Annotated in this window: 24 protein-coding genes; 14 read left to right on the top strand and 10 right to left on the bottom strand. The window is 71.5% G+C overall.

What is annotated here, in order from left to right; genetic code table 11:
• Window positions 1-377: 377 nt before the first annotated feature.
• Together ACZ470_RS19545 and ACZ470_RS19540 are read right to left on the bottom strand one after the other, a co-directional pair.
• On the bottom strand, window positions 378-1229 hold the full coding sequence (locus ACZ470_RS19545) for a zf-HC2 domain-containing protein (RefSeq protein ID WP_468428725.1): 852 nt from the start codon (window positions 1227-1229) through the stop codon (window positions 378-380).
• Window positions 1226-1777: an RNA polymerase sigma factor gene (locus tag ACZ470_RS19540; protein WP_468428723.1), complete on the bottom strand. Its 552-nt coding sequence runs from the start codon at window positions 1775-1777 to the stop codon at window positions 1226-1228. The genes ACZ470_RS19545 and ACZ470_RS19540 overlap by 4 nt, the downstream gene beginning before the upstream one ends.
• Window positions 1778-1888: 111 nt before the next feature.
• Between ACZ470_RS19540 and ACZ470_RS19535 the strand changes: the two genes are divergently transcribed.
• The 10 genes from ACZ470_RS19535 to pstB all read left to right on the top strand — a co-directional run bounded on the left by ACZ470_RS19535 (window position 1889) and on the right by pstB (window position 12917).
• Complete coding sequence (locus ACZ470_RS19535; RefSeq protein WP_468428721.1) at window positions 1889-2296, top strand: GntR family transcriptional regulator; 408 nt, start codon at window positions 1889-1891, stop codon at window positions 2294-2296.
• Window positions 2293-3186, top strand: coding sequence for an ABC transporter ATP-binding protein (locus ACZ470_RS19530; protein ID WP_468428720.1), 894 nt, complete (start codon window positions 2293-2295; stop codon window positions 3184-3186). Before ACZ470_RS19535 ends, ACZ470_RS19530 begins: the two co-directional genes overlap by 4 nt.
• Window positions 3183-4172, top strand: coding sequence for an ABC transporter permease (locus tag ACZ470_RS19525; RefSeq protein WP_468428718.1), 990 nt, complete (start codon window positions 3183-3185; stop codon window positions 4170-4172). Before ACZ470_RS19530 ends, ACZ470_RS19525 begins: the two co-directional genes overlap by 4 nt.
• Window positions 4173-4492: 320 nt before the next feature.
• Entirely contained in the window at window positions 4493-6862 is a 2370-nt protein-coding gene (locus tag ACZ470_RS19520) for an RNA degradosome polyphosphate kinase (protein WP_468428717.1), read from the top strand.
• Window positions 6843-8090 carry a CHAD domain-containing protein gene (locus ACZ470_RS19515; protein ID WP_468428716.1) on the top strand — a complete coding sequence of 416 codons (1248 nt, stop codon included), beginning with the start codon at window positions 6843-6845 and terminating at the stop codon, window positions 8088-8090. Before ACZ470_RS19520 ends, ACZ470_RS19515 begins: the two co-directional genes overlap by 20 nt.
• A gap of 18 nt (window positions 8091-8108) precedes the next feature.
• Window positions 8109-8555 carry an NUDIX hydrolase gene (locus ACZ470_RS19510; RefSeq protein ID WP_468428714.1) on the top strand — a complete coding sequence of 149 codons (447 nt, stop codon included), beginning with the start codon at window positions 8109-8111 and terminating at the stop codon, window positions 8553-8555.
• Window positions 8556-8786: 231 nt separating this feature from the next.
• On the top strand, window positions 8787-9914 hold the full coding sequence (pstS, locus tag ACZ470_RS19505; protein WP_468428713.1) for a phosphate ABC transporter substrate-binding protein PstS: 1128 nt from the start codon (window positions 8787-8789) through the stop codon (window positions 9912-9914).
• A gap of 127 nt (window positions 9915-10041) precedes the next feature.
• The gene (pstC, locus tag ACZ470_RS19500) at window positions 10042-11046 is read left to right on the top strand and encodes a phosphate ABC transporter permease subunit PstC (RefSeq protein ID WP_468428711.1); all 1005 of its coding nucleotides are present in this window, start codon (window positions 10042-10044) and stop codon (window positions 11044-11046) included.
• Window positions 11043-12107 (top strand): phosphate ABC transporter permease PstA, encoded by a 1065-nt coding sequence (gene pstA / locus ACZ470_RS19495; protein WP_468428709.1) that lies wholly within the window; start codon window positions 11043-11045, stop codon window positions 12105-12107. Before pstC ends, pstA begins: the two co-directional genes overlap by 4 nt.
• A gap of 33 nt (window positions 12108-12140) precedes the next feature.
• Window positions 12141-12917 carry a phosphate ABC transporter ATP-binding protein PstB gene (gene pstB, locus ACZ470_RS19490; protein ID WP_356313175.1) on the top strand — a complete coding sequence of 259 codons (777 nt, stop codon included), beginning with the start codon at window positions 12141-12143 and terminating at the stop codon, window positions 12915-12917.
• Between the two features lie 237 nt (window positions 12918-13154).
• Here the strand turns inward: pstB and pitH are convergent, their stop codons facing one another.
• Together pitH and ACZ470_RS19480 are read right to left on the bottom strand one after the other, a co-directional pair.
• The gene (pitH, locus tag ACZ470_RS19485; RefSeq protein WP_468428706.1) at window positions 13155-14153 is read right to left on the bottom strand and encodes a low-affinity phosphate transporter PitH; all 999 of its coding nucleotides are present in this window, start codon (window positions 14151-14153) and stop codon (window positions 13155-13157) included.
• Between the two features lie 7 nt (window positions 14154-14160).
• Window positions 14161-14781 carry a DUF47 domain-containing protein gene (locus ACZ470_RS19480; protein ID WP_306965725.1) on the bottom strand — a complete coding sequence of 207 codons (621 nt, stop codon included), beginning with the start codon at window positions 14779-14781 and terminating at the stop codon, window positions 14161-14163.
• A gap of 239 nt (window positions 14782-15020) precedes the next feature.
• Here ACZ470_RS19480 and ACZ470_RS19475 point away from each other — a divergent pair, with 239 nt between their 5' ends.
• A complete protein-coding gene (locus tag ACZ470_RS19475; RefSeq protein WP_468428704.1) occupies window positions 15021-15416 on the top strand; it encodes a metal-sensitive transcriptional regulator in 396 nt (131 codons plus the stop codon).
• Window positions 15417-15429: 13 nt separating this feature from the next.
• Here ACZ470_RS19475 and ACZ470_RS19470 read toward each other — a convergent pair whose 3' ends face one another.
• Window positions 15430-15615: a hypothetical protein gene (locus tag ACZ470_RS19470; protein WP_468428702.1), complete on the bottom strand. Its 186-nt coding sequence runs from the start codon at window positions 15613-15615 to the stop codon at window positions 15430-15432.
• Window positions 15616-15721: 106 nt separating this feature from the next.
• Window positions 15722-16567, bottom strand: a complete 846-nt coding sequence (locus ACZ470_RS19465; protein ID WP_468428700.1) for an SCO4651 family lipoprotein — start codon at window positions 16565-16567, stop codon at window positions 15722-15724.
• 104 nt (window positions 16568-16671) lie between these two features.
• Here ACZ470_RS19465 and ACZ470_RS19460 point away from each other — a divergent pair, with 104 nt between their 5' ends.
• Window positions 16672-16833 carry a hypothetical protein gene (locus ACZ470_RS19460; RefSeq protein WP_468429222.1) on the top strand — a complete coding sequence of 54 codons (162 nt, stop codon included), beginning with the start codon at window positions 16672-16674 and terminating at the stop codon, window positions 16831-16833.
• 32 nt (window positions 16834-16865) lie between these two features.
• Here the strand turns inward: ACZ470_RS19460 and ACZ470_RS19455 are convergent, their stop codons facing one another.
• Entirely contained in the window at window positions 16866-17126 is a 261-nt protein-coding gene (locus ACZ470_RS19455) for a hypothetical protein (RefSeq protein WP_468428698.1), read from the bottom strand.
• A 647-nt stretch (window positions 17127-17773) separates the two neighbouring features.
• On the opposite strand from ACZ470_RS19455, the gene ACZ470_RS19450 reads away from it, so the two are divergent.
• Entirely contained in the window at window positions 17774-19312 is a 1539-nt protein-coding gene (locus ACZ470_RS19450; RefSeq protein ID WP_468428696.1) for an FAD-binding oxidoreductase, read from the top strand.
• A 23-nt stretch (window positions 19313-19335) separates the two neighbouring features.
• On the opposite strand, the gene ACZ470_RS19445 is transcribed toward ACZ470_RS19450, so the two are convergent.
• From ACZ470_RS19445 to ACZ470_RS19435, 3 genes are all read right to left on the bottom strand, one after another.
• A complete protein-coding gene (locus ACZ470_RS19445; RefSeq protein ID WP_468428695.1) occupies window positions 19336-20043 on the bottom strand; it encodes a phosphatase PAP2 family protein in 708 nt (235 codons plus the stop codon).
• A 211-nt stretch (window positions 20044-20254) separates the two neighbouring features.
• Window positions 20255-21202 carry a C40 family peptidase gene (locus ACZ470_RS19440; RefSeq protein WP_468429197.1) on the bottom strand — a complete coding sequence of 316 codons (948 nt, stop codon included), beginning with the start codon at window positions 21200-21202 and terminating at the stop codon, window positions 20255-20257.
• Window positions 21203-21374: 172 nt separating this feature from the next.
• Window positions 21375-22289, bottom strand: coding sequence for an oxidoreductase (locus tag ACZ470_RS19435; protein ID WP_468428693.1), 915 nt, complete (start codon window positions 22287-22289; stop codon window positions 21375-21377).
• A gap of 72 nt (window positions 22290-22361) precedes the next feature.
• Here ACZ470_RS19435 and ACZ470_RS19430 point away from each other — a divergent pair, with 72 nt between their 5' ends.
• Window positions 22362-22964, top strand: coding sequence for a TetR/AcrR family transcriptional regulator (locus ACZ470_RS19430; RefSeq protein WP_468428691.1), 603 nt, complete (start codon window positions 22362-22364; stop codon window positions 22962-22964).
• Window positions 22965-23054 lie beyond the last annotated feature (90 nt).

Below are 23054 nucleotides of genomic sequence, written 5' to 3'. Positions count from 1 at the left end.
CGTTGTGTCGGATGAGTCGGGTGAGGAGAGCCGGCGGGCGGACCGCCCTTCCGGGGCTGTCGGGCCGCACTTCCGGCGGCCGGACCGCACCCCCAGGGCTGCGGGGCCGCACTTCCGGCGGCCGGACCGGCTTCCGGGCGGTCGGCCGGTCCTCCCCGGCCGAGGGGACCCGGGGTGGGCCGGACCCGCCGCCCCGGCCGGGGAGGAGACGGTTGCGGTCGAACCGCGCCGCCCCGGCCGGGACGAAACCGGCTGCGGTCAAACCGCACCGCCCCGGCCGAGACGAAACCGGCCGCGGTCGAACCGCGCCGCCCCGGCCGAGACGAAACCGGCTGCGGTCAAACCGCACCGCCCCGGCCGAGGAGGAGACGGGGCGGTCAGGCCGCGCTGCCCCTGCTGAGGTCGAAGCGGTCGCGGAGCAGGACGAGCAGGGCGGCCGCGAGTACGGCGACCGCCGCCGACACGCCCTGCCCGGCCGCGGTGAACGGGGCGAGCGGGTCGTCCGCGCCGGCCCGCACCGCGTCCGCCGTGAGCAGCAGCGCGATCCAGCCGCCGCCGACGAGGGACGGCGCGAGCACCGGGCCGAGCCGGGCCGTCAGCGCGAGCCCGGTCGCGGTGAGCGCGAGGGCGGGCAGCAGCCAGGTCAGGGCGCGCAGTCCGTACCCGGGCAGGGCCAGGGTCGCCAGCCCGTTGAGGCCGAGCCCGGCCGCGAGCACCGCCACCGTGCGGATCATCAGCAGCCGGAAGCCGTGCATCGGGGCGACGACCGCCATCTCGTACGTCGGGTCCAGCGCGGGCCCGTACGACAGGGCGACCCCGGCGAGCGGCAGCAGCGGCGCGAGGGCGAGGAAGAGCGTGGGGGAGCCGGTGGTGGCGTGTCCGGCGGTGACCGCCACGGTGAGCAGGAGGACGGCGGCGACCGCGCCCAGCCAGGAGCGGCGCAGCCCCGGGGTGGCCGCGAGCAGCCGTGCGGTGTGGTCGGCGACGCCGAGCCGCAGCAGCAGGGACTCCAGGAGCCGCGGGCGCGGGGCGTCCAGTTCCGCGTCGAGCCGTTCCCAGCCGGCGTCGAGGGCGACCGGGTCACCGACCTCGGCGAGGACGGCCCGGCAGCGGGCGCAGGCGGTGAGGTGGGTGTCGGCCGACCAGAGCACGGGCGGCTCCAGTTCGGCGCGTGCGTAGGCCCGCAGGTCCGCCTCGGGTACGTGCCAGCCGGTCGTTCCGTACGTCATGCCAGCGCCTCCCGGAGTTGCCTGCGGGCCCGCATGGCCCGTGTCTTGACCGTGCCCGGCGGGATGCCGAGCAGGACGGCGGCCTCACGGGTGGTCAGCCCGTCGACGACCGTGGCCTGGAGCACCGCGCGCAGCTCCGGTGAGAGCCGGACCAGCGCCCCGGCGAGATCCCCGTGCTCCACCCCCGCGAGCACGCGTTCCTCCGCCGACGCCTCGTCCCGGTGCCGCAGCCGGGCCAGCGTCTGCCGCAGCCGGCCGCGGGCCCCGGCGCCGCGCAGCGCGTCGACCAGCCGGCGCGAGGCGATCCGCCACAGCCACCCGGCGGCGTCCGCGCCGACCGTTTCCTCGCGGTAGCGGGCCGTGCCGCGCCACACCGCGAGGAACGTCTCCTGGACGACGTCGTCGACGATGCCCGCGTCGGCGCACCGGCCGCGCATCCGGGCTGTCAGCCAGGGCGCGTACCGCCGGTACAGCTCCTCGAAGGCGCGCCGGTCCCCGTCCGCCGCGACGGCGCGGAGCAGTTCCCCGTCGCTTCTCGTTTCGCTCACGTCTCCTCATCGGACGAGCCCCGCCGATCGGTTCACGGGACCGCGGTTTGACTTTCGCACCACGATTGCACCACCCTTTCACTACTCAATTAGTGAAAGGGTGGTTGTGGAGTGGTCGACTACCGCATCGACCGGCACAGCGGCGTGGCCACCTACGTGCAGATCGTGCAGCAGACCAAACAGGCCCTGCGCCTGGGCCTGCTGGAGCCCGGGGACAAGCTGCCCACGGCGCGCGAGGTCGTGGAGGCCACCGCCGTGAACCCCAACACCGTGCTGAAGGCCTATCGCGAGCTGGAACGCGAGGGCCTGGTGGAGGCCCGGCGCGGCCTCGGCACCTTCGTACGGCGCTCCCTGGGGGCCGCCCCCGCCGAATCCCCGCTGCGCGGGGAGCTGGAGGACTGGGCGGCCCGGGCCCGCGAGAGCGGCCTGGAGCGGGAGGACGTGGCCGCGCTCTTCACCGCCGTACTCGAAACGCACTACCCCGCACATCCGAAGACCCCTCAGGGAGACCCCTCATGACCGTCCCGGCCATCGAGGCGGAGGCGCTGGGCAAGCGCTTCGGCCGGCGCGGCGCCTGGGCGCTGCGCGACTGTTCCTTCCGGCTGCCCGCCGGCCGCGTCTGCGCCATCGTCGGCCCCAACGGCGCGGGCAAGTCCACGCTGCTCGCCATCGCCACCGGACTGCTCGCCCCCACCGAGGGCGGCGTCACCGTCCTCGGCACGGACCCGGCGTCGGCCCGCCCCCGGGTGGGCTTCGTCGACCAGGACAAGCCGCTGTACCCGCAGCTCACCGTCGCCGAGACCCTGCGCATGGGCGCCGACCTGAACCCCGGCCGCTGGGACGCGGACACCGCCGGGCGGATCGTGGCCGGCGGCGACCTGGACCCGCGGGCGCGGATCCGCTCGCTCTCCGGCGGTCAGCGCACCCGCGTGGCGCTCGCCCTCGCCCTCGCCAAGCGTCCCGAACTGCTGCTCCTGGACGAGCCGATGGCCGACCTCGACCCGCTGGCCCGGCACGAGCTGATGGGCGCGCTGATGGGGCAGGCCGCCGCGCACGGCACGACGATCGTGATGTCGTCGCACGTCGTCGCCGAACTGGAGGACTCCTGCGACCACCTGCTGCTGATCGGCGGCGGCCGGGTCCGGCTGGCCGGTGAGATCGACGACCTGCTGGCCGCACACGTCCGCGTCTCCGCCCCCGCGGAGACCGATCTGGCCCCGCACGACGTCGTCGAGTCCCGCACCACCGGACGCCAGCTCAGCGCCCTGATCCGCCCGTCCGGCCCGCTGCCCCGCGACTGGCGCACCGGCACGCCGTCCCTGGAGGAACTCGTCCTGTCCCATCTGCGCAACCCCGGGGCCCCCGCCATGACCCCCGTCGCGTCCGACACCACGGAGGCCGCCGCGTGACCGCCACCCTGACCACCCCGGCCGCACCCGCCACCACCGCCCGCGCTCCCCGCCAGCTGCGCTGGCTGATGCGGCTGCACCGCCCGACGGTCCTCGCCTGGACGGCGTTCGTGCTGGTCACTGGCGCCGCCCTGCTGTGGCTCGGCGGCCCGCTCACCGACGCCTCGGCGGCGGCCTGGAAGGAGTACAACGCCTGCGGCTTCACCCCGCGCTGCTCCTACGACCAGGACGCGATCGTCCGCTACAAGGACCTGTACAACTACACGACGTACGCCGTGCTCGCCGCGCCGTTCCTGGTCGCCGCCTGGGCCGGCGGTTCGCTGACCGGCCGCGAGATGGAGTCCGGCACGGCCCGCCTGGCCTGGACCCAGGGCGTCTCCCCGGCCCGCTGGCTGACCTCCCGACTCGCCTTCCCGGCCGTGCTGGTCGCCGCCTCGACGGGCCTGCTGGTCTGGCTCCACAGGCTGGCGTGGACGGCGGCCGAGGGCCGGATCGACACCACCAAGCCCTGGTACGACTCCGCCACCTTCTACGCGGGCGGCACCGTCCCGGTGGGCCTCGCGCTGGCCGGACTGGCCACCGGCGCCCTCGCGGGACTGCTGCTGCGCCGCGCCATGACCGCGCTCGCCACGGCCGTCGTCGCGCTCGGCGCGCTGTGGGGGGCGGCCCACGCCGCCCTGCCGCACCTGTGGCCCTCGGTCACCAAGGTCAGCGCGCTGCGCGACGGGCCGGCGGGAGCGGGCATCGCCGTCGGCGAGGGCATCGTGACCGCCGACGGCGACCGGATGGCCGCGCCCTGCGGCACCGCCGGGCTGTCCGGGTGCCGCTCGACCCTGGCCGACCTGGACGCCACCGGCTTCTACCGGGACTTCCACCCCGTCTCCCACTTCTGGCCCCTGCACCTGGTCACCACCGGCGCCCTGCTCCTCATCACCGCCCTCCTGACCCTCACCGCCTTCCGCCTACTCCGCCACCGCACAGCCTGACGCCTGCCGCCGCCCTCCGCGGGCAGTCGTGCCGCTGGGGCGATGGGGGTACCTCCCGCTCGAGCGAAGCCGAGAGTGGGGGAGGGTGGGCGCGACGGCACCCCGCAAGCGCCGGGCCGCGCGACCCACCCCCGGCCCACACCAACGCGGGGCACCCCGCTAGCGCCGGGCCCCCGCAACCCGCCCCCGCCCGGCCCCCACCCACCGAGCCCCCCGAACCGCACCCCCGGCAGAGCCCCGCCCCCGCGAGCCGCCCCCCGCTATCCCGGACGTCATGTCTCCGTAACCACCGATTCAGACAGTCTTGCGACGCTCGGCCAATGAATCCCGCCGTGCCAGAGCCTTCGCCACCCCGCAGGGGGAACGGGGGGAACGGGGACGCCTCAGGGCCACCACCGCTCCCACCCGCGGTTTCCGACGCGCCCGTGACGCTCCTGGCGCGGAAGAATGGGTCCATGAGCCAGCCCAACACCCAGGCACAGGTACAGCACCCGCAGCCCTCCGTGGGCTCCATCGCCGCCCACCGGCCGCACACCGTGGCCGGGGTGGTCTCCGACCTGGAACCCGACATCGACGCGGACCTCGACAGTTACGAGGAGTCGCAGCCGGACGGCGCCGCCCCGCTCCCGCAGGGCCGCTTCCTCGACCGGGAGCGCAGCTGGCTCGCGTTCAACGAACGCGTCCTCGAACTCGCCGAGGACCCGGACACCCCCCTGCTGGAGCGCGCCAACTTCCTCGCGATCTTCGCCAGCAACCTGGACGAGTTCTTCATGGTCCGCGTGGCCGGACTGAAGCGCCGTATCGCCACAGGCGTCGCCACCCGCTCCGCGTCCGGTCTCCAGCCGCGCGAGGTGCTGGAGATGATCTGGGCCCGCTCCCGCGAACTGATGGCCCGGCACGCCGCCTGCTACCACGAGGACGTCGCCCCCGCGCTCGCGGAGGAGGGCATCCACCTGGTCCGCTGGAACGAGCTGACCGAGAAGGAACAGGCCCGGCTCTTCACCCTCTTCCGGCACCAGATCTTCCCGGTGCTCACCCCGCTCGCGGTCGACCCGGCGCACCCCTTCCCGTACATCTCGGGCCTGTCGCTGAACCTGGCCGTCGTCGTACGCAACCCGGTCACCGGGCACAAGCACTTCGCGCGGGTCAAGGTGCCGCCGCTGCTGTCCCGTTTCCTGGAGAGCTCCCCGGGCCGCTACGTCCCCATCGAGGACGTCATCGCCGCCCATCTCGAGGAGCTGTTCCCGGGCATGGAGGTGCTGGAGCACCACGCCTTCCGGCTCACCCGCAACGAGGACCTCGAGGTCGAGGAGGACGACGCGGAGAACCTGCTCCAGGCCCTGGAGAAGGAGCTCATGCGGCGCCGCTTCGGGCCGCCGGTGCGACTGGAGGTCGAGGAGTCCATCGACCGTGAGGTGCTGGACCTGCTGGTGCGCGAGCTGAAGATCAGCGAGGCCGAGGTGTACCCGCTGCCCGGCCCGCTCGACCTGACCGGCCTGTTCCGCATCCACGGCCTGGACCGGCCCGAGCTGAAGTACCAGAAGTTCATCGCCGGCACGCACCGCGACCTGGCGGAGGTCGAGACGGCCTCGCAGCCCGACATCTTCGCCGCCCTGCGCAGCCGGGACGTGCTGCTGCACCACCCGTACGACTCGTTCTCCACGTCGGTGCAGGCGTTCCTCCAGCAGGCGGCCGAGGACCCCGACGTCCTGGCCATCAAGCAGACCCTGTACCGGACTTCGGGCGACTCCCCCATAGTCGACGCGCTGATCGACGCCGCCGAGGCCGGCAAGCAGGTCCTGGTACTGGTGGAGATCAAGGCGCGCTTCGACGAGCACGCGAACATCAAGTGGGCGCGCAAGCTGGAGGAGGCCGGCTGCCACGTCGTGTACGGCCTGGTCGGCCTGAAGACCCACTGCAAGCTGTCCCTGGTGGTCCGTCAGGAGGGCGAGACGCTACGGCGTTACAGCCACGTCGGCACCGGCAACTACCACCCGAAGACGGCCCGCCTCTACGAGGACCTCGGTCTGCTCACCGCGGACCCGCAGGTCGGGGCCGACCTCTCGGACCTCTTCAACCGGCTCTCCGGCTACTCCCGCCGGGAGACCTACCGGCGGCTGCTCGTCGCCCCCAAGTCGCTGCGGGACGGCCTGGTCTCCCGCATCGAGAAGGAGGCCCAGCACCATCGCGCCGGGCGCCCCGCCCACGTCCGCATCAAGGTCAACTCGATGGTCGACGAGGCCGTCATCGACGCCTGCTACCGGGCGTCGCAGGCGGGCGTGCCGGTGGACATCTGGGTGCGCGGCATCTGCGCGATCCGGCCCGGTGTGGCGGGCCTGTCGGAGAACGTCCGGGTGCGGTCCGTCCTCGGCCGCTTCCTCGAACACTCCCGCGTCTTCGCCTTCGGCAACGGCGGTGAGCCCGAGGTGTGGATCGGCAGCGCGGACATGATGCACCGCAATCTCGACCGCCGCATAGAGGCGCTGGTACGGGTCACCGACCCGGCGCACCGGGCGGCCCTGAACCGGCTGCTGGAGACCGGGATGTCGGACGGCACGGCGTCCTGGCACCTCGCCGCGGACGGCGAGTGGACCCGGCACGCGACGGACGCGGACGGCCAGCCCCTGCGCAACGTCCAGGAGATGCTCATAGACGCCCGGAGGCGCCGGCGTGGCACAGCGACACCTTGACCCGACGGCCGGTCCGGTGCCGGCGGACGCCCTGGCCGGCTATCTGCGGGACCGGGCGACCGAGTTCCTCCGCGCGCTGCGCCTCCACCGGGAGACCGGTGCGGGCGCGGCCACGTCGGAGGGTTCCGTCGAAGCGGCCCGCGCGCTGCGCCGCGCGGCCCGCCGCATCAGCGCCAGCCTGCACACCTTCCAGCCGGTCCTGGACCCCGACTGGTCGGAGGCGATGCGCCCCGAACTGGCCTGGGTCTCCGGCACCCTGGCCCTGGAACACGCCTACGCCGCCCGCCTGGACCAACTCCTCCAGGCCCTGCACCGCCTCTCGGGCGCCACCCCCCTACCGCACCCCGCGGGCAGTCGTGCCGCTGGGGCGGCACGGGTGGGCGCAGGCGGCGCCTCGTCAGCGCCGAGCGGCGCAACCCCCCTGCCGGCGGAGCCGCACCCTGCGGGCAGTCGTGCCGCTGGGGCGGCACGGGTGGGCGCTGGGGGTCCCCCCTCTGGGGGAGGCGCCTCGCCGGCGCCGAGCGCCGCGACCCCGCCCGCCCCCGGCACCAAGGGCACCGCCACCGGCGTACTCACCGGCTCCGTCAACGGAACCACCCCCACCCCGGACCGCGGAAACCTCACCGTCGGCGCCGCCAAGGCCGGAGCCCTGCTCGACCGCCAGCTCACCCTCGCCCGAACCCGCGCACACTCCACCGCCCTCCAGGCCCTCGGCTCCTCCCGCTTCCACGCCGTCGCCGACAAGGTCGCCGTACTCGCCAGCGAGGTCCCCCTCTCCCCCGCGGCCGACACCGCAGACCTGCGTCCACTCGCCGACGCCGCGGGCGAACGCCTCGCCGACGCCGTCGCCGCGCTGCCCCTGCTCACCGCGGGCAGCCCGTACAACGCGGAGGCGCTGATCCACGGACTCTCCCCGGACCCCGCCCCCCACCCGCAGGACGCCCCCTGGCACCAGGTCCGGCTCCTCCTGCGCCTGCACCGCTACGCCCTCGAGGTCCTGCACTCCGGCCAGGGCACGGGCCTGCTCGCCGCGGGCGAGGCACTCGACCGGCACCGCGACGCCTCCGAGGCGGCGGCCGCCGCGGCGCAGGCGGCCCGCACCCCGCGGATCGCCCCGGCCACGGCGTACGCGCTGGGCGTGCTCCACGCCGACCAGCGGCATGAGGTGGAGGCGGCGCGGTACGCGTTCCAGCGGACCTGGCAGAAGGAAGCCGTCGGCACGTTATAGGGAACAGGGAGGTACACGGTGAGCACCCCGGGCCCCGCCAAGAGCCGCACCAGCACCCTCACCATCCAGGCCGCCGGCTGCGTCCTGTGGCGCCGCTCCCCCGTGACCGGCGACCTCGAGGTCTGCCTCGTGCACCGGCCGAAGTACGACGACTGGTCCTGGCCCAAGGGCAAGCTCAAACGCGGTGAGGACCCGCTGGCCGGGGCGCTGCGCGAGGTCGCCGAGGAGACCGGCCACTCCGCCGTACCGGCCGCCGAGCTCCCCAGCGCGCACTACCTGGCCGCCGGCCGCCCGAAGCGGGTCCGCTACTGGGCGGCCGAAGCCGTCTCCGGCGCCTTCACCCCCAACGACGAGGTCGACCGCCTCCTCTGGCTCCCCCCGGAAGCCGCCCGGCTGCGCCTCACCGAACCCCGGGACGCCGATCTCGTGGACGCCCTGCTGTCCGTCCTCCGCCCGGCACGGTGAGTGTCCTGTTCCGGCCCGGTATCCCCCTGTGTCCTCGACGTAAGCGTTCCGTGACCTCACCGCACCGTCCACAGGGGTTCACCCCTCGTTCATTTACGCCAATCGGCGGCTTCACCTGTTCTGCCTAATTTCGGCCTTACGCGATGCGGCCCGCCCGGAGACCGGGCAACCGCATCACCCACACTTCGCACGCCGCCGAATTCAGGACGGCGGCCACTGGAAGGAACTCAAGTGAAGCTTCAGCGCAAGAACCGGCGGGCCCTCGCTCTCGGTGCTCTCGCCGTCTCCGGCGCCCTGGCCCTCACGGCGTGCGGCTCCGACGACACCGGCAACAGCAACGGCGGTGACGCCTCCGCCACCGCGCAGGCCGGCAACATCGACTGCGGCGACGCCAAGGGCCAGCTCCAGGCCTCCGGCTCTTCCGCCCAGAAGAACGCGATCGACGCCTGGGTCAAGCAGTACTCGGCGGCGTGCAAGGGCGTGCAGGTCAACTACAACCCGACCGGTTCGGGCGCCGGCATCACCGCGTTCCTCCAGGGCCAGACCGCGTTCGCCGGCTCGGACTCCGCGCTGGAGGCCGAGGAGATCGAGCAGTCCAAGAAGATCTGCTCCGGCGGCCAGGCCATCGACCTTCCGATGGTCGGCGGTCCGATCGCCGTCGGCTACAACGTCCCGGGTGCGGACAACCTCGTCCTGGACGCGCCGACCCTCGCCAAGATCTTCGACAGCAAGATCACCAACTGGAACGACGAGGCGATCGCCAAGCTCAACCCCGACGCCAAGCTTCCCGACCTGAAGATCCAGGCCTTCCACCGCTCGGACGAGTCCGGCACCACGGACAACTTCACCACCTACCTCCAGGCCGCCGCGCCCGACGACTGGAAGTACGAGCCGAGCAAGTCGTGGGAGGCCAAGGGCGGCCAGTCCGCGCAGGGCTCCTCCGGTGTCGCCACGCAGGTGAAGCAGACCTCCGGCGCGATCTCCTACATGGAGCTGTCCTACGCCAAGGACGGCATGAACACGGTCTCCATCAAGACCGAGGCCGCCGAGCCGGTCCAGGCCACCATCGAGAACGCCACCGCCGCCATCGGCGCCGCCAAGGTCGTCGGAACCGGCAAGGACCTCGCGCTGGAGCTGGACTACACCCCGTCCGCCGCGGGCGCCTACCCGATCGTCCTGGTGACGTACGAGATCGCGTGCGACAAGGGCAACAAGTCGGAGACCCTGCCCACCACCAAGTCCTTCCTGAACTACATGGCGTCCGAGGACGGCCAGGCCCTGCTGGCCGACGCCGGCTACGCCCCGATGCCCGAGGAAATCATCACCAAGGTCCGCGAGAACATCTCGAGCCTCAGCTGACCCGAGTGTGCGGCCCGGCCCCGGGCCGGGCCGCACCGTCCGGTGCACCGCCAGCAGGAGCCCCCGGCCCTCCGGACGGCTCCGACCGAGCCGCCGGCCCCGGCGGCTCCGCAGACCGGAGAACCCGATGGACATCACCACACAGAAACCAGCCGCTCCCCCCGCACCCGGACCGGCCACACCGCAGGACAAGCGCGCCGCACGCGGCGCCACCCGTCCCGGTGACCGCGTCTTCCTCGGGCTCTCCCGTGGATCCGGCATCTTCGTCCTGGTGCTCATGGCCGCCATCGCGGCCTTCCTGACCTACCGCGCGTCCATAGCCATCAGCAAGGACGAGGCGAACTTCTTCACCTCCTTCGAGTGGAACCCCGCCGGCATCCCGCCGGAGTTCGGCATCGCCGTCCTGGCCTTCGGCACCGTCGTGTCGTCGATCATCGCCATGGTCATCGCGGTCCCGATCTCGGTGGGCATCGCGCTGTTCATCACGCACTACGCGCCCCGCCGGCTCGGCGGTGTCATCGCGTACGTGATCGACCTGCTCGCCGCCGTCCCGTCCATCGTCTACGGCCTGTGGGGCGCCCTCGTCCTGGTGCCGCACATGGGCGGCCTCTACGGCTGGTTCGACGACTACTTCGGCTGGACCGGCATCCTCGACTGGAACGGCGGCGCCCCGCGCTCGCTGTTCACCGTCGGCGTCCTGCTCGCGCTGATGATCGTGCCGATCATCACCAACGTCAGCCGTGAGGTCTTCCGGCAGGTCCCGCGGATGCACGAGGAGGCCGCCCTGGCTCTCGGCGCCACGCGCTGGGAGGTCATCCGCATGTCGGTGCTGCCCTTCGGCCGCTCCGGTGTCATCTCCGCCTCGATGCTGGGCCTCGGCCGCGCGCTCGGCGAGACGATGGCCGTGGCCATGGTGCTCTCCCCGTCGTTCGACATCAGCGCCAGCCTGCTCGACCCGGGCGGCGGCACCTTCGCCCAGAACATCGCCAGCAAGTTCAACGAGGCCACCGTGATGGGCCAGGACGCGCTGATCGCCTCCGGCATGGTGCTCTTCGTCATCACCCTGCTGGTCAACGGCGCGGCCCGCCTGATCATCGCCCGCCGCAAGGAGTACTCGGGGGCCAACGCATGAGCCACGCAACCCTTTCCTCCCCCAAGCGCAGCTCCCTGCGCGGCGCGAGCCTGCCCAAGTGGTTCGCCTGGGCGGTCGCCGCGGGCTCCGTCGCCCTCGGTCTCGGCATCAGCACCGTGGCCGGCCTGAACAGCAGCATCCAGTGGGCGCTGATCGCCTCCATCCTCTTCGTCGTCGGCTCCTACGCCATCTCGGCCAAGGTCGAGGGCAGCCGCCAGGCCAAGGACCGCACCGCGACCAGCCTGGTCTGGGTCGCCTTCCTGCTGGCCGTCATCCCGCTGGCCTCGCTGATCTGGGAGACGGTCAAGCGCGGCATCAAGGTCCTCGACGGCTACTTCCTGACCCACTCGATGGGCGTGGTCGCCGACTCCGAGCCGGGCGGCGGCATCTACCACGCCATCCTCGGCACCCTGGAGCAGGTCGGCCTCGCCACCCTGATCTCGGTACCGATCGGTGTGCTCACCGCGATCTACCTGGTCGAGTACGGCCGGGGCAAGCTCGCCAAGGCCGTCACCTTCTTCGTCGACGTCATGACGGGCATCCCGTCGATCGTCGCCGGTCTGTTCATCCTGAGTCTCTGGGTCCTGATCCTGAAGATGGGTCCGTCCGGCTTCGCCGGCTCGATGGCCCTGTCGATCCTGATGATCCCGGTCGTCGTCCGCTCCACCGAGGAGATGCTCAAGCTCGTCCCGAACGAGCTGCGCGAGGCGTCCCTCGCGCTGGGCGTGCCGAAGTGGCGCACCATCCTCAAGGTCGTGCTGCCGACGTCCATCGGCGGCATCACCACCGGCGTCATGCTGGCCATCGCCCGCATCACCGGTGAGACCGCCCCCGTCCTGCTGCTGGTCTGGGTCACGAACTTCATCAACACCAACCCGTTCTCCGACCCGCAGGCGTCGCTGCCGATGTACATCTACCTGCAGTACGCCAACAGCGGCGGCTCCGGCGCGGCGTACGACCGTGCCTGGGCGGCGGCCCTGACGCTGATCGCGTTCATCATGATCCTCAACCTGTTGGCCCGCGGCATCGCCCGCTGGAAGGCCCCGAAGACCGGTCGCTAAGGCCCCCCGGACCCGAAAGAAGAAGTGATACCCATGGCCAAGCGCATCGACGTCAGCGGCCTCAACGCCTACTACGGCTCCTTCCTCGCCATCGAGGACATCTCGATGACCGTCGAGCCCCGCTCCGTGACGGCCTTCATCGGCCCCTCCGGCTGCGGCAAGTCCACCTTCCTGCGCACGCTCAACCGCATGCACGAGGTCACGCCCGGCGGCCGGGTCGACGGCAAGGTCATGCTCGACGACGAGAACCTGTACGGCGCCGGCATCGACCCGGTGGCCGTGCGGCGTGAGGTCGGCATGGTCTTCCAGCGCCCGAACCCGTTCCCCACGATGTCGGTCTACGACAACGTGGCGGCGGGCCTGCGCCTGAACGGCAAGTACAAGAAGTCCCAGCTGGACGACGTCGTCGAGAAGTCCCTCAAGGGCGCCAACCTCTGGAACGAGGTGAAGGACCGCCTGAACAAGCCGGGCTCCGGACTGTCGGGCGGCCAGCAGCAGCGCCTGTGCATCGCCCGCGCGATCGCGGTCGAGCCGAACGTCCTCCTGATGGACGAGCCCTGCTCCGCCCTGGACCCGATCTCCACCCTCGCCATCGAGGACCTGATCGGCGAGCTGAAGGAGCGCTTCACGATCGTCATCGTGACGCACAACATGCAGCAGGCGGCGCGGGTCTCCGACCGCACGGCGTTCTTCAACCTGGCGGCCGTCGGCCAGCCCGGCAAGCTGATCGAGATCGACGACACGGAGCGCATCTTCTCCAACCCGTCGGTCCAGGCCACGGAGGACTACATCTCCGGCCGCTTCGGCTAGCCCGTCGAACCCCTCGCGGTGCTGCATGGCGGTGCCACCGCGAGGCAAAAGGGCCCGCCCCCGACTCCCGGGGGCGGGCCCTTTCCATGTATAGCTGCGGGCAGTCGTGCCGCTGGGGCGATGGGGGTACCTCCCGCTCGAGCGAAGCCGAGAGTGGGGGAGGGTGGGCGCAGGCGGCACCCCGCAAGCTCCGGGCAGCGCGACCAACCCCCGCCCAGCCCCCAGCACCGGCGACCGCTACAAGAACGCCAGGTTCACAACCCCGAACGACAACGCAGCGACAACCGCCGCCGCAGGCATGGTGATGAACCACCCCAGAACAATGTTCTTGGCAACCCCCCACCGCACGGCATTGACCCGCTTCGTCGCCCCCACACCCATAATCGCCGAAGTGATCACATGCGTAGTCGAGATCGGCGCGTGAAACAGAAACGCCGACCCGAACATGATCGAAGCCCCCGTCGTCTCCGCCGCGAACCCCTGAGGCGGATCCAACTCAATGATCTTCCGCCCCAGCGTCCGCATAATGCGCCACCCACCCGCATACGTCCCCGCGGACAACATCACCGCACAAGCGATCTTCACCCACACCGGAATCGGATCGCCGTAATCCTCGACATCCGCGATGACGAGTGCCATCACCACGATGCCCATCGTCTTCTGCGCGTCCTGAAGACCGTGCCCCAGCGCCATTCCCGCCGCCGAAACCGTCTGCGCGATACGGAATCCCCGCTTGGCCTTGTGCGGATTGGCCCGCCGGAACATCCACATGATCGCGGTCATCACCAGATAACCGGCGAGCATCCCGACGACCGGCGACACGAACATCGGAATGACGATCTTGTCGACCACCCCGTGCCAGTACACGGTCGTCCCGCCGGCCAGCGCGGCCCCGACCATGCCACCGAACAGCGCGTGGGACGACGAGGACGGCAGCCCGAAGTACCAGGTGATCAGGTTCCAGACGATCGCCCCCACCAGCGCGGCGAAGAGGATCCCCATCCCCTTCGACCCCTCGGGTGTCTGGATCAGACCCTCACTGACGGTCTTGGCCACCCCGGAGCCCATGAACGCGCCGGCCAGGTTCATCACGGCCGCCATCGCGAGCGCCGCCCGAGGCGTCAGCGCACGCGTCGACACGGACGTGGCGATCGCGTTCGCCGAGTCGTGGAATCCGTTGGTGTAGGTGAAGAAGAGCGCGACGCCGATGGTCACGACCAGAGCGAAGGTGTCCATGAAGGGCTCAGGACTCCTTGACGGCGATGGTCTCCACCGTGTTCGCCACGTGCTCGAAGGCGTCCGCCGCCTCCTCCAGTACGTCCACGATCTGCTTGAGCTTCAGCACCTCGATCGCGTCGTACTTGCCGTTGAAGAGGTGGGCCAGCAGCTTGCGGTGGATCTGGTCGGCCTGGTTCTCCAGCCGGTTGACCTCGATCCAGTACTCGGTGAGGTTCTCCATGGTGCGCAGATGCGGCATGGCCTCCGCCGTCAGCTCCGCGGCCCGCGCCAGGACCTCGATCTGCTGCTCGACGCCCTTCGGCAATTCCTCGACGTTGTAGAGGACGACCAGGTCGACGGCCTCCTCCATGAAGTCCATGATGTCGTCGAGGGACGACGCGAGGGAGTAGATGTCCTCACGGTCGAACGGCGTGATGAACGAGGAGTTCAACTGGTGGAAGATCGCATGCGTGGCGTCGTCACCTGCGTGTTCCGCGGCCCGCATACGCTCTGCGATCTCGGCCCGGGCGGAGGTGTCCGCCCCGAGCAGTTCCATCAGGAGTTTCGAGCCCGTGACGATGTTGTCCGCGGACGCGGCGAACATGTCGTAGAAGCTCGTCTCCCTGGGGGTCAGACGAAAGCGCACGTGGGGTCCTCGGTATGCATCGGTTTCGGTCAGGCTGATGCTAGGCGCATCATCCGGCCACGACTAACGGGCCGCCCACCAGTGTCGCCCATCAGGCAGAGTGATGAGTACGGGGGCGGTCCGAGGTCCGTTTCCGGCCGCAGCGCACGACATTGGCCAAGGGGCCTATACCCAGCGAAGTTCGGTACCATATACCCACCAGGGGTATATGCCGCCCATCAGTGCACCAGGAGGACGCGATGACGACCACCGAGACCGGCGCGAACGCGCCCTCCTCCCCCGACGTAACCGATGTAACGGGCGTAACAGACGTGACCGAAGCGGCGGACATCGTGACCGACCACGACCGCGGGATCCACGGCTACCACAAACAGAAGCAGGAACACCTCAAGCGCCTGCGCCGCATCGAGGGCCAGATCCGCGGCCTCCAGCGGATGGTCGACGAGGACGTCTACTGCATCGACATACTCACCCAGGTGTCCGCCTCCACCAAGGCACTGCAGTCGTTCGCGCTTCAGCTGCTGGAGGAGCACCTGCGCCACTGCGTCGCCGACGCGGCCGTCAAGGGCGGCGACGAGATCGACGCGAAGGTCAAGGAGGCGACGCAGGCCATCGCCCGCATGCTGCGGACCTGAGCGACCGCGCCCGCTAGCTCCCGGCGGACTCGGCCCGTGCCTCGGCCACCCTCAGGACCTCGTCGATGCTCTCCAGGCTGAGCCGCTCCTCGGCATTGGAGGCGGCGATGATCAGCTCGCCGCACAGCTCGATCTCGGCGAGCGCCACGTGGTCCTGAACCGGAACCGTTCCACCGCCGAGCGGAGCCACGCGCCTCACCTCATCTCTGTCGTCACCGACTTCCTAGAGTAGGGAGCGCCCTACGCACCGCGCATGGCACGGAAGGGCTAGTTCAGGCCGGTCACTCCGCGGCTCACGCCCCGGCTCACTCCGGGGCGATCCGGCCCGCGTAGATGTCCTCGTCCTCGGGAAGCCGCACGTCGGCCGGGACGCCGAAGCCGTACAGCAGCGTGGTCGAGGCGACCGCGACGGGCTCGTCCTGCCGGCCGTTGACGAAGCTGAACCGGTGCCGGATCTTACGGATCCGGCCCTGGTCGTCCAGGTAGGCGTCGAACGGCACCCGGGCGGTGGCGAACCCTTTCGCCGCCGCGGCCAGCACCTTCCGGTTCGCGTCCGAGGCCTCCCGTGAGGCCTGCTCCAGGTCGGCGGTCCCCCGGTAATGACGGACCTTCGTCCCCTCGACCTCGGTCCGCTCCACGAACCTCGCCGAACGCGTCCCGCGCAGCACCTCGGCGGCGGCGAACGGATCGGTGGCCCCGCCGGTGACGAGGTTCCCGTCGGACAGCGTCCCGGTGTCGACCCGAACCCACTTGTCGGCGGGCACCCCGGCCCCCCGGTTCTTCATGAACAACGCGCCCGGAGCGAGCAGTTCGGTGATGGGCCGCCGCGCGCTGTCCCCCGCCGGGTCCTGCGGCAGCAGCACCTTCAGCCGGCCGAGCCGCTTGCGGTAGTCGTACACGCCCTCGCCCCGGATGGTGACCCGGGTACCGCCGGTGGCCATCTCCAGGGACGTACGCGCCTCGGACGTCCCCGCGTCCACCAACGCGTCGGCGGCGTGCCGCAGCACCCGCACCGGATCCCCGGCGGGAGCCCCCTGGGTCACCGCGTCGCTCCGCGCACACCCCACGCCCCCGACCCCCAGACAGCACACAGCCGCGACTCCGGCCACCGCGCCGCGCATCCGCCTGTGCTGCTGCTGCCGTCGAGCCATGCCTGCTTCCCCCGCTCCGTCCGACACGGGCCGCCTGTCGTGTCGCTTAACGACGGGTGGATGCCCCCGTCACGCCGACACGCCGGAGCGCTACGGTGGTCGACGTGGCGCACCAGGATGACGAGGCGGCCCCCGCCCGGCACAGCACGACCACCGTCGAACAGGGCCCCTTCTGCGTGGCCCGCTGCTCCTGCGGCTGGCGCGGCCCCGCCAGAAGGGCCAGGAGCCAGGCCCGCACGGACGCCAAGAACCACACCGCCGAGTGACCCACGCCCCACCGCCGTAGCGGGGCGCGGCATCAGTGCGGCAGGGCCGTGCCCTCCTTCCAGGCCCGGGCGAACCATTTGTGCGCGGGTGAGGGCGGGGACGCCGGTGCGGCGGGCGCGGGGCGGGGGGCCTTCGCCTCGGTGAGTTCCCGGCGGACGGCACGGTGGTGGTCGAGGGTCCAGCCGTTCCAGCGGCGCACCATGCGGTCGACCGGCCGGTCCAGGGCGTGCAGTTGGAGGTGGAGGGCCGCCGCGTCACGGCCGACACCGAGGGCCGCCGCCACCTCGTCCACCAACTCCGGGACGCCGAAGAGCGGGTTGGCCTCGTACTGGCCCGGCGGGACCGGCGTGGCGAGCGACCGGTCCGCCAGGGCCCGCAGGGCGGTGCGTAGTTCGGCGGTGGCGTCGGTGAGCAGGTCGATCAGCGCGCGGGCGCCCTCGGCGGCCGGGTCGCCGACCGGGCGCTCGGCGCCCGGAGCGCATCACGGCCACCCGGTGCGACAGCTCCCGGCGGCGGCGCAGCACATCGGCCGCGAGCCGCACGGCGCGGGCCACCCCCTGCCGGACCCTCGGCTAGGTCACACCGGGCAGCTCCGGGTCGCCCCCGGAGGCCAGCACCCCGCAAGCGCCGGGCCGGTGCCGCCGCACCACCGCCCTCCACGGGCAGCCACCTGCCACGTCAGCTGCGGGCAGTCGTGCCGCTGGGGCGATGGGGGTCCCCCCGCTCGAGCGAAGCCGAGAGTGGGGGAGGGTGGGCGCGACGGCACCCCACGAGCGCCGGGCCCCGCGAACACCCCCCGCCCAGCCCAAGCACCACCGACCGCTCACACGCGTGGTGAACATCTCGCCGCACGAACCGGACGCCCCGCCCGCCCTCCCGGCACCATGGAACCCCCACCGCCCCGACCCCGTCTCGTTCCACGCACCCGGGAGGCTGCCCATGGAACGACGTACCTTCCTCACAGGCGCGGCCACCGCAGCCCTCACCACGGCCTGCACAGACGGCGACCCCGGCACGCCCCGCCGCAGTACCCCCACCCGCACCCGCACCGCCACCCGCACCCCCACCCCCGCCGACTGGACCGCCCTCGCCCGCGACCTCGACGGCCCACTCATCCGCCCCGGCGACGCCGAATGGCCAACCGCCCACCGCCTCTACAACACCCGCTTCGACGGCCTGAAACCCACCGCGGTCGCCTACGTCCACCACGCCGACGACATCCGCACCGCCCTCGCCCACGCCCGCACCCACGCCGTCCCCGTCGCGATCCGCAACGGCGGCCACTCCTACGCCGGCTGGTCCTCCGGCGACAACCACCTGATCATCGACGTATCGGCACTCAACAAGATCCACGCCTCCGCGAACACCGCGGTCGTCGGCGCCGGCGCCAAGCTCATCGACGTCTACCGCGCCCTCGCCGCCAAGGGCGTCACCGTCCCCGGCGGCTCCTGCCCCACCGTCGGCATCTCCGGCCTCACCCTCGGCGGCGGCCACGGCGTGACCACCCGCGCCTACGGCCTGACCTGCGACAGCCTCACCGAGGCCACTCTGATCACCGCCGTCGGCGAACAACTCACCGCGTCCGCGACCGAGAACGCCGACCTCTTCTGGGCCCTACGAGGCGCCGGCAACACCAACTTCGGCGTCGTCACGGAGTTCCGCTTCACCACCCACCCGGCCCCGCAGAGCGTCACCGGCCACCTCACCTGGCCCTGGCCGAGGGCCGCCGCCGTGGTCGAGGCCTGGCAGGACTGGGGGCCGGCCCAGCCCGACGAGATCTGGTCGGCGCTCCACCTGGAGAACACCCCCGGCAACACCCCCACCGTCTCCGTGACGGTGTTCTCCCTCGGCACCTACGGCGAACTCCAGAACGCCGTGGACCGCCTCGCCGACCGGATCGGCGCCTCCGCGAGCGGCGTCTCGCTGCTCCGCCGCTCGTACGAGGAGTCCATGGAGCTGTACGCCGGCTGCACCTCCTTCGCCGACGACGTCCAGTGCCATCTCCCCGGCACGACCCCGGGCCGTTCCCCCGAGGGCGCCCTGAACCGCGAGACCTACTCCGCCCGCTCCGACTTCTACGACCGCCCGCTCGACGCCACCGGCATCCGGGCCCTGCTCGCCGGGATCGAGGACGTACGCGGCGGTTCCGGCAGCATCGCGCTCACCGCCCTCGGCGGAGCCGTCAACCGGGTCGCGCCCACGGCGACGGCCTTCGTCCACCGCCGCTCCCGCATGCTGGCCCAGTACATAGCGTCCTGGAGCCCCGGCAGCACCTCCGGCTCCGCGGCCGAATCGTGGCTGGCATCCACGCACCGAGCGATGCGCCCGCACGCCTCCGGAGCGGCGTACCAGAACTACTCGGACCCGAGCCTCGAGGACTGGCGCCGCGCCTATTACGGCGACGCCGCCCCGCGCCTGACGCGGCTGAAGAGGCAGTACGACCCGGACCGCCTCTTCGCCCACCCACAGGCCCTGTAGAGGCCCTGTGGACGCCCTGTCGGTCAGGCCGCCAGATCCCGCTCCTCCGCCCCCGGCGTCCCGTTGCGGGTCCCCGGGGCGACGCGCCCCTCCTCGACGTGGTGCCGCCCCCGCGCCGTGATCAGCCAACCGCCCCGGGGCGAGCGCTCGATCGCCCGCATCAGCGGGGTCAGCAGAGCCATGGCGAGCGGCGACAGCAGCAGCGCGACGGCCGTACCGAGCGCGAGCCCGCCCACGACGTCCGTCGGATAGTGCACGCCCATGTAGACGCGGATGAACCCGCCCAGCAGCCCGAGCGCCAAGCCGATGATCCCGAGCCGCCGGTTGGCCAGGAACAGCCCCACCGCCAACGCCATGCAGAGCGTCGCGTGGTCGCTGACGAACGAGTAGTCGGTCTTGCCCTGGACGAGGACTTCCAGTCCCTCATGGTCGTTGAACGGCCGTGGCCGCTCCACGAACCCCCGTATCGGCACGTTCACCAGCACCGCGATGCCGGCCGCGAGCGGAGCCCACACCAGCGCCGCGACGGACGGGGCCGCGTCCTCCCCACCCCGCCGCCGGACACCCCACCAGCACCACAGCAGCAGCGCCACCAAGCCGAACAACAACCCGAACTCGCCCACGAACTCCATGATCCGGTCGAACCACGGCGGCGCGTCCTTGGCGAGGCCATTGATGTCATAGAGCAGGTCGACGTCGGGGTTCGACCCGGAATCGGCGAGTCCAGCCATGGTGCTGCGGCCCCTTCGTCATCTCTCTCGACGCACGATGTGCACGCCGCTCCTGCCACCCCCGTGGTTTGTAGATCCGCTCGTCCGCTCGGCTACGACAACAGGAACGCACGGCCCCCGTTGATACGTTCCACACTCCACCGAATGATCACGCAGACGTTATCGAAGAGAGATGCATCTCCGCAGCTCAGGGGGAGGGTTAACGCTCCGCTCACACGGTCGTGGGGAGCGCTTTCGCGCCATCCTCGGTCACGCGGGTGGCACCAAAGTAGTCAGGGGTGTCGATCGGGTCGAATCGGATCACGGCACCGGGCCGGGGCGCGTCGATCATGTACCCACCGCCGACATAAATGCCCACATGCCGGATGGCCCGTGAATTGGTCAAGTCGTCCGAGAAGAACACCAGATCGCCGGGCAGCAGTTCGTCCCGATCCGGGTGCGGACCCGCGTTGTACTGGTCGTTCGCCACACGCGGCAACGTGATCCCCACGCTCTCGTACGCCGCCTTGGTCAACCCCGAGCAGTCGAACCGTCCGCCCTGCTCAGCGGTACCGTTGCCGCCCCACAGATACAGGGTCCCGAGCTTCTTCTGCGCATACGCGATGGCCCCGGCGGCCTGCTTCGACGGATCGACCCGCCCCACCGGCGCGGCGAAGCTCTCCTCCAGCGCCCGAATCCGCTTGACGTAGTTCTGGGTCTCCTCGTACGGCGGCACACCGCCGTACTTGATCACCGCGTACGCCCCGGCGTTGTACGAGGCGAGCATGTTTTCGGTCAGATTTCCGCCGACGTCCTTCACATAGGACGCGAGCGTGCAGTCGTACTGGGCCGCCGAGGGGATCGCGTCCTTCGGGTCCCACACGTCGCGGTCCCCGTCTCCGTCGCCGTCGATCCCGTGCGTGGCCCAGGTGCCGGGGATGAACTGGGCGATGCCCTGCGCGGCCGCATGGCTCTGCGCCTTCGGGTTGAACCCGCTCTCCTGGTAGAGCTGGGCGGCGAGCAGCGCCGGGTTGATGGCCGGGCAGAGATTTCCCCACCTCTGCACCAGTTGTTGGTACGCGGCCGGCACGCTCCCCTTGGCCAGCGCCTTGGCCGCCCCGCCGCCCACCCCGTTGACGAGGTTCCCGGCGACGACGTAGACCCCGACGACGAGCAGCATCACAAAGGCGAGCGCGGAACTGACGGCGATCCCCGCCGCGACCCATGCCTTACGCACCGTCAACCGCCCCTCGCCGTCCGGGAGTCCGCCGCCGCGCTCAGTGTAGAGGCGACACCCGCTCCGCGGCGTGATCACGCATGACGGAATGCGCAATGAAGAGGCTGGTCCGCGCTCAGGAGTTCGCCCCCACGGGCAGCGGGAACCGTACGGACGTCAGTTCCTCGGAGACGTCCCACAGGCGCCGTGCCGTGTGCGGGTCGCTCGCCGCCCGTGAGCGGCCGACGAGGGTCGGCGCACCGCGCGTCTCCCCGAGGCCGTCCGGGCCCACGTAGCTCGCCCCGGGAAGGTCCTGCGCCACGGCGTAGAGGGTGGGCAGCGCGCCGGCCTTGTCGTCCTGCGCGAAGAACCTGTTGCCGATCTTCAGGAAGCCCCGCATCACCGGGTTCGCCGTATGACTCTGGAGGTTGGTCGCGGCGTACCCGGGGTGGGCCGCGAGGGCACGGACCGGGGAACCGGCCTCAGACAGGCGCCGCTGGAGTTCCAGGGTGAACAGGAGGTTCGCCAGCTTGGACTGGGCGTAGGCGCGCCGCGGGGTGTAGTTGGCGGTCATGTCCAGGTCGTCGAACTCGATCACGGCCCCGCCCCAGCGGTGCGCGGCCGACGACAGGGTCACGACGCGGTCGGTGACGTACGGCAGCAGCAGGTTCGTGAGGGCGAAGTGGCCCAGGTGGTTGGTTCCGAACTGCATCTCGAAGCCGTCCTTGGTGCGCTGCCTCGGCAGCATCATCACGCCCGCGTTGTTGACGAGGGCGTACAGCGGGTCGCTCCAGCCCGCGGCGAACTCCCGCACCGAGGTCAGGTCGGCCAGGTCCAGGCGCCGCACCTCGGTGCTGCCGGGCAGGCTCGCGGCGGCGGCCCGCCCCCGCTCCGGATCACGTACCGCGAGGACGACGTGCGCCCCCGCCCCTGCGAGGGCGTGCGCGGCGGTACGGCCGATACCGCTGTTGGCTCCCGTGACGACGACGGTCCGGCCCGCGAGGTCGGACAGACGGGCCGCGCTCCATGCTTGCGTGCTTTTCTCAGCCATACCCTCGAATGTAGGCGGCGCCTACAATGCTGTCAATGACAACAAAGATGGCGACGTCAACATCGAGATACGATGGGACCCATGTCCGAGAGCCGCCCCTATCACCACGGAGACCTGCGCTCCACCCTCCTCGCCGGAGCCGAGCGCACCCTGCGCGACAAGGGGGCCGGCGCACTCTCACTGCGCGAACTGGCCCGCGAGGCGGGCGTCAGCCATGCCGCACCCGGCCGCCACTTCAAGGACAAGCAGGCCCTGCTCAACGCCCTGGCCCTGAACGGCTACGACCGGCTGGCCCAGACCCTGGAGAACGCCGACGACCCCGCACTCCCGCTCCAGCCGAGGCTCACCACCCTCGCCAGGGCCTATCTGCGCTTCGCGCTCGACAACGCCGCACTGCTGGAGCTGATGTACGCCCGCAAGCACGCCCCCGACGCCGCCGAACAGATGGCCGCCGGTATCGACCGCACCGTGGGCCTCCTCGGCCGGGTCCTCGCCGGGGCGCAGCAGCGCGGGGAGATCATCGAGGGCGACCCGCACCATCTCACCCTCACGGTGGGTGCGGCCCTCCACGGCACCGCCACCTTCGCGGCCAACGACATGGTCGGCCACGAGGAGGCCCTGGCCGGCGTGGACCACCTGGTCCAGCTGCTCCTGCACGGCCTGAGGCCCCGCTGAGCCACCCGACCGGGCGTCAGAAACCAACGCCGGGCTCCGTTTCGGCCTCATTGCCCGGCGTTACCGTGCGTGATACACAGAGTGACAATA

The organism is Streptomyces sp. NPDC031111, from assembly GCF_055570675.1.
Note: the sequence above shows the minus strand (reverse complement) of the source record. Positions and strands in the feature narration are given on the sequence as shown.

Bases quoted from the DNA above. Each gene is read 5' to 3' on its own strand.
- ACZ470_RS19545 (WP_468428725.1), bottom strand. From the start codon at position 1,229: ATGACGTACGGAACGACCGGCTGGCACGTACCCGAGGCGGACCTGCGG.
- ACZ470_RS19530 (WP_468428720.1), top strand. From the start codon at position 2,293: ATGACCGTCCCGGCCATCGAGGCGGAGGCGCTGGGCAAGCGCTTCGGC.
- ACZ470_RS19520 (WP_468428717.1), top strand. From the start codon at position 4,493: ATGAATCCCGCCGTGCCAGAGCCTTCGCCACCCCGCAGGGGGAACGGG.
- pstC (WP_468428711.1), top strand. From the start codon at position 10,042: ATGGACATCACCACACAGAAACCAGCCGCTCCCCCCGCACCCGGACCG.
- pstA (WP_468428709.1), top strand. From the start codon at position 11,043: ATGAGCCACGCAACCCTTTCCTCCCCCAAGCGCAGCTCCCTGCGCGGC.
- pstB (WP_356313175.1), top strand. From the start codon at position 12,141: ATGGCCAAGCGCATCGACGTCAGCGGCCTCAACGCCTACTACGGCTCC.
- pitH (WP_468428706.1), bottom strand. From the start codon at position 14,153: ATGGACACCTTCGCTCTGGTCGTGACCATCGGCGTCGCGCTCTTCTTC.
- ACZ470_RS19475 (WP_468428704.1), top strand. From the start codon at position 15,021: ATGACGACCACCGAGACCGGCGCGAACGCGCCCTCCTCCCCCGACGTA.
- ACZ470_RS19465 (WP_468428700.1), bottom strand. From the start codon at position 16,567: ATGGCTCGACGGCAGCAGCAGCACAGGCGGATGCGCGGCGCGGTGGCC.
- ACZ470_RS19450 (WP_468428696.1), top strand. From the start codon at position 17,774: ATGGAACGACGTACCTTCCTCACAGGCGCGGCCACCGCAGCCCTCACC.
- ACZ470_RS19445 (WP_468428695.1), bottom strand. From the start codon at position 20,043: ATGGCTGGACTCGCCGATTCCGGGTCGAACCCCGACGTCGACCTGCTC.
- ACZ470_RS19440 (WP_468429197.1), bottom strand. From the start codon at position 21,202: ATGCTGCTCGTCGTCGGGGTCTACGTCGTCGCCGGGAACCTCGTCAAC.
- ACZ470_RS19435 (WP_468428693.1), bottom strand. From the start codon at position 22,289: ATGGCTGAGAAAAGCACGCAAGCATGGAGCGCGGCCCGTCTGTCCGAC.
- ACZ470_RS19430 (WP_468428691.1), top strand. From the start codon at position 22,362: ATGGGACCCATGTCCGAGAGCCGCCCCTATCACCACGGAGACCTGCGC.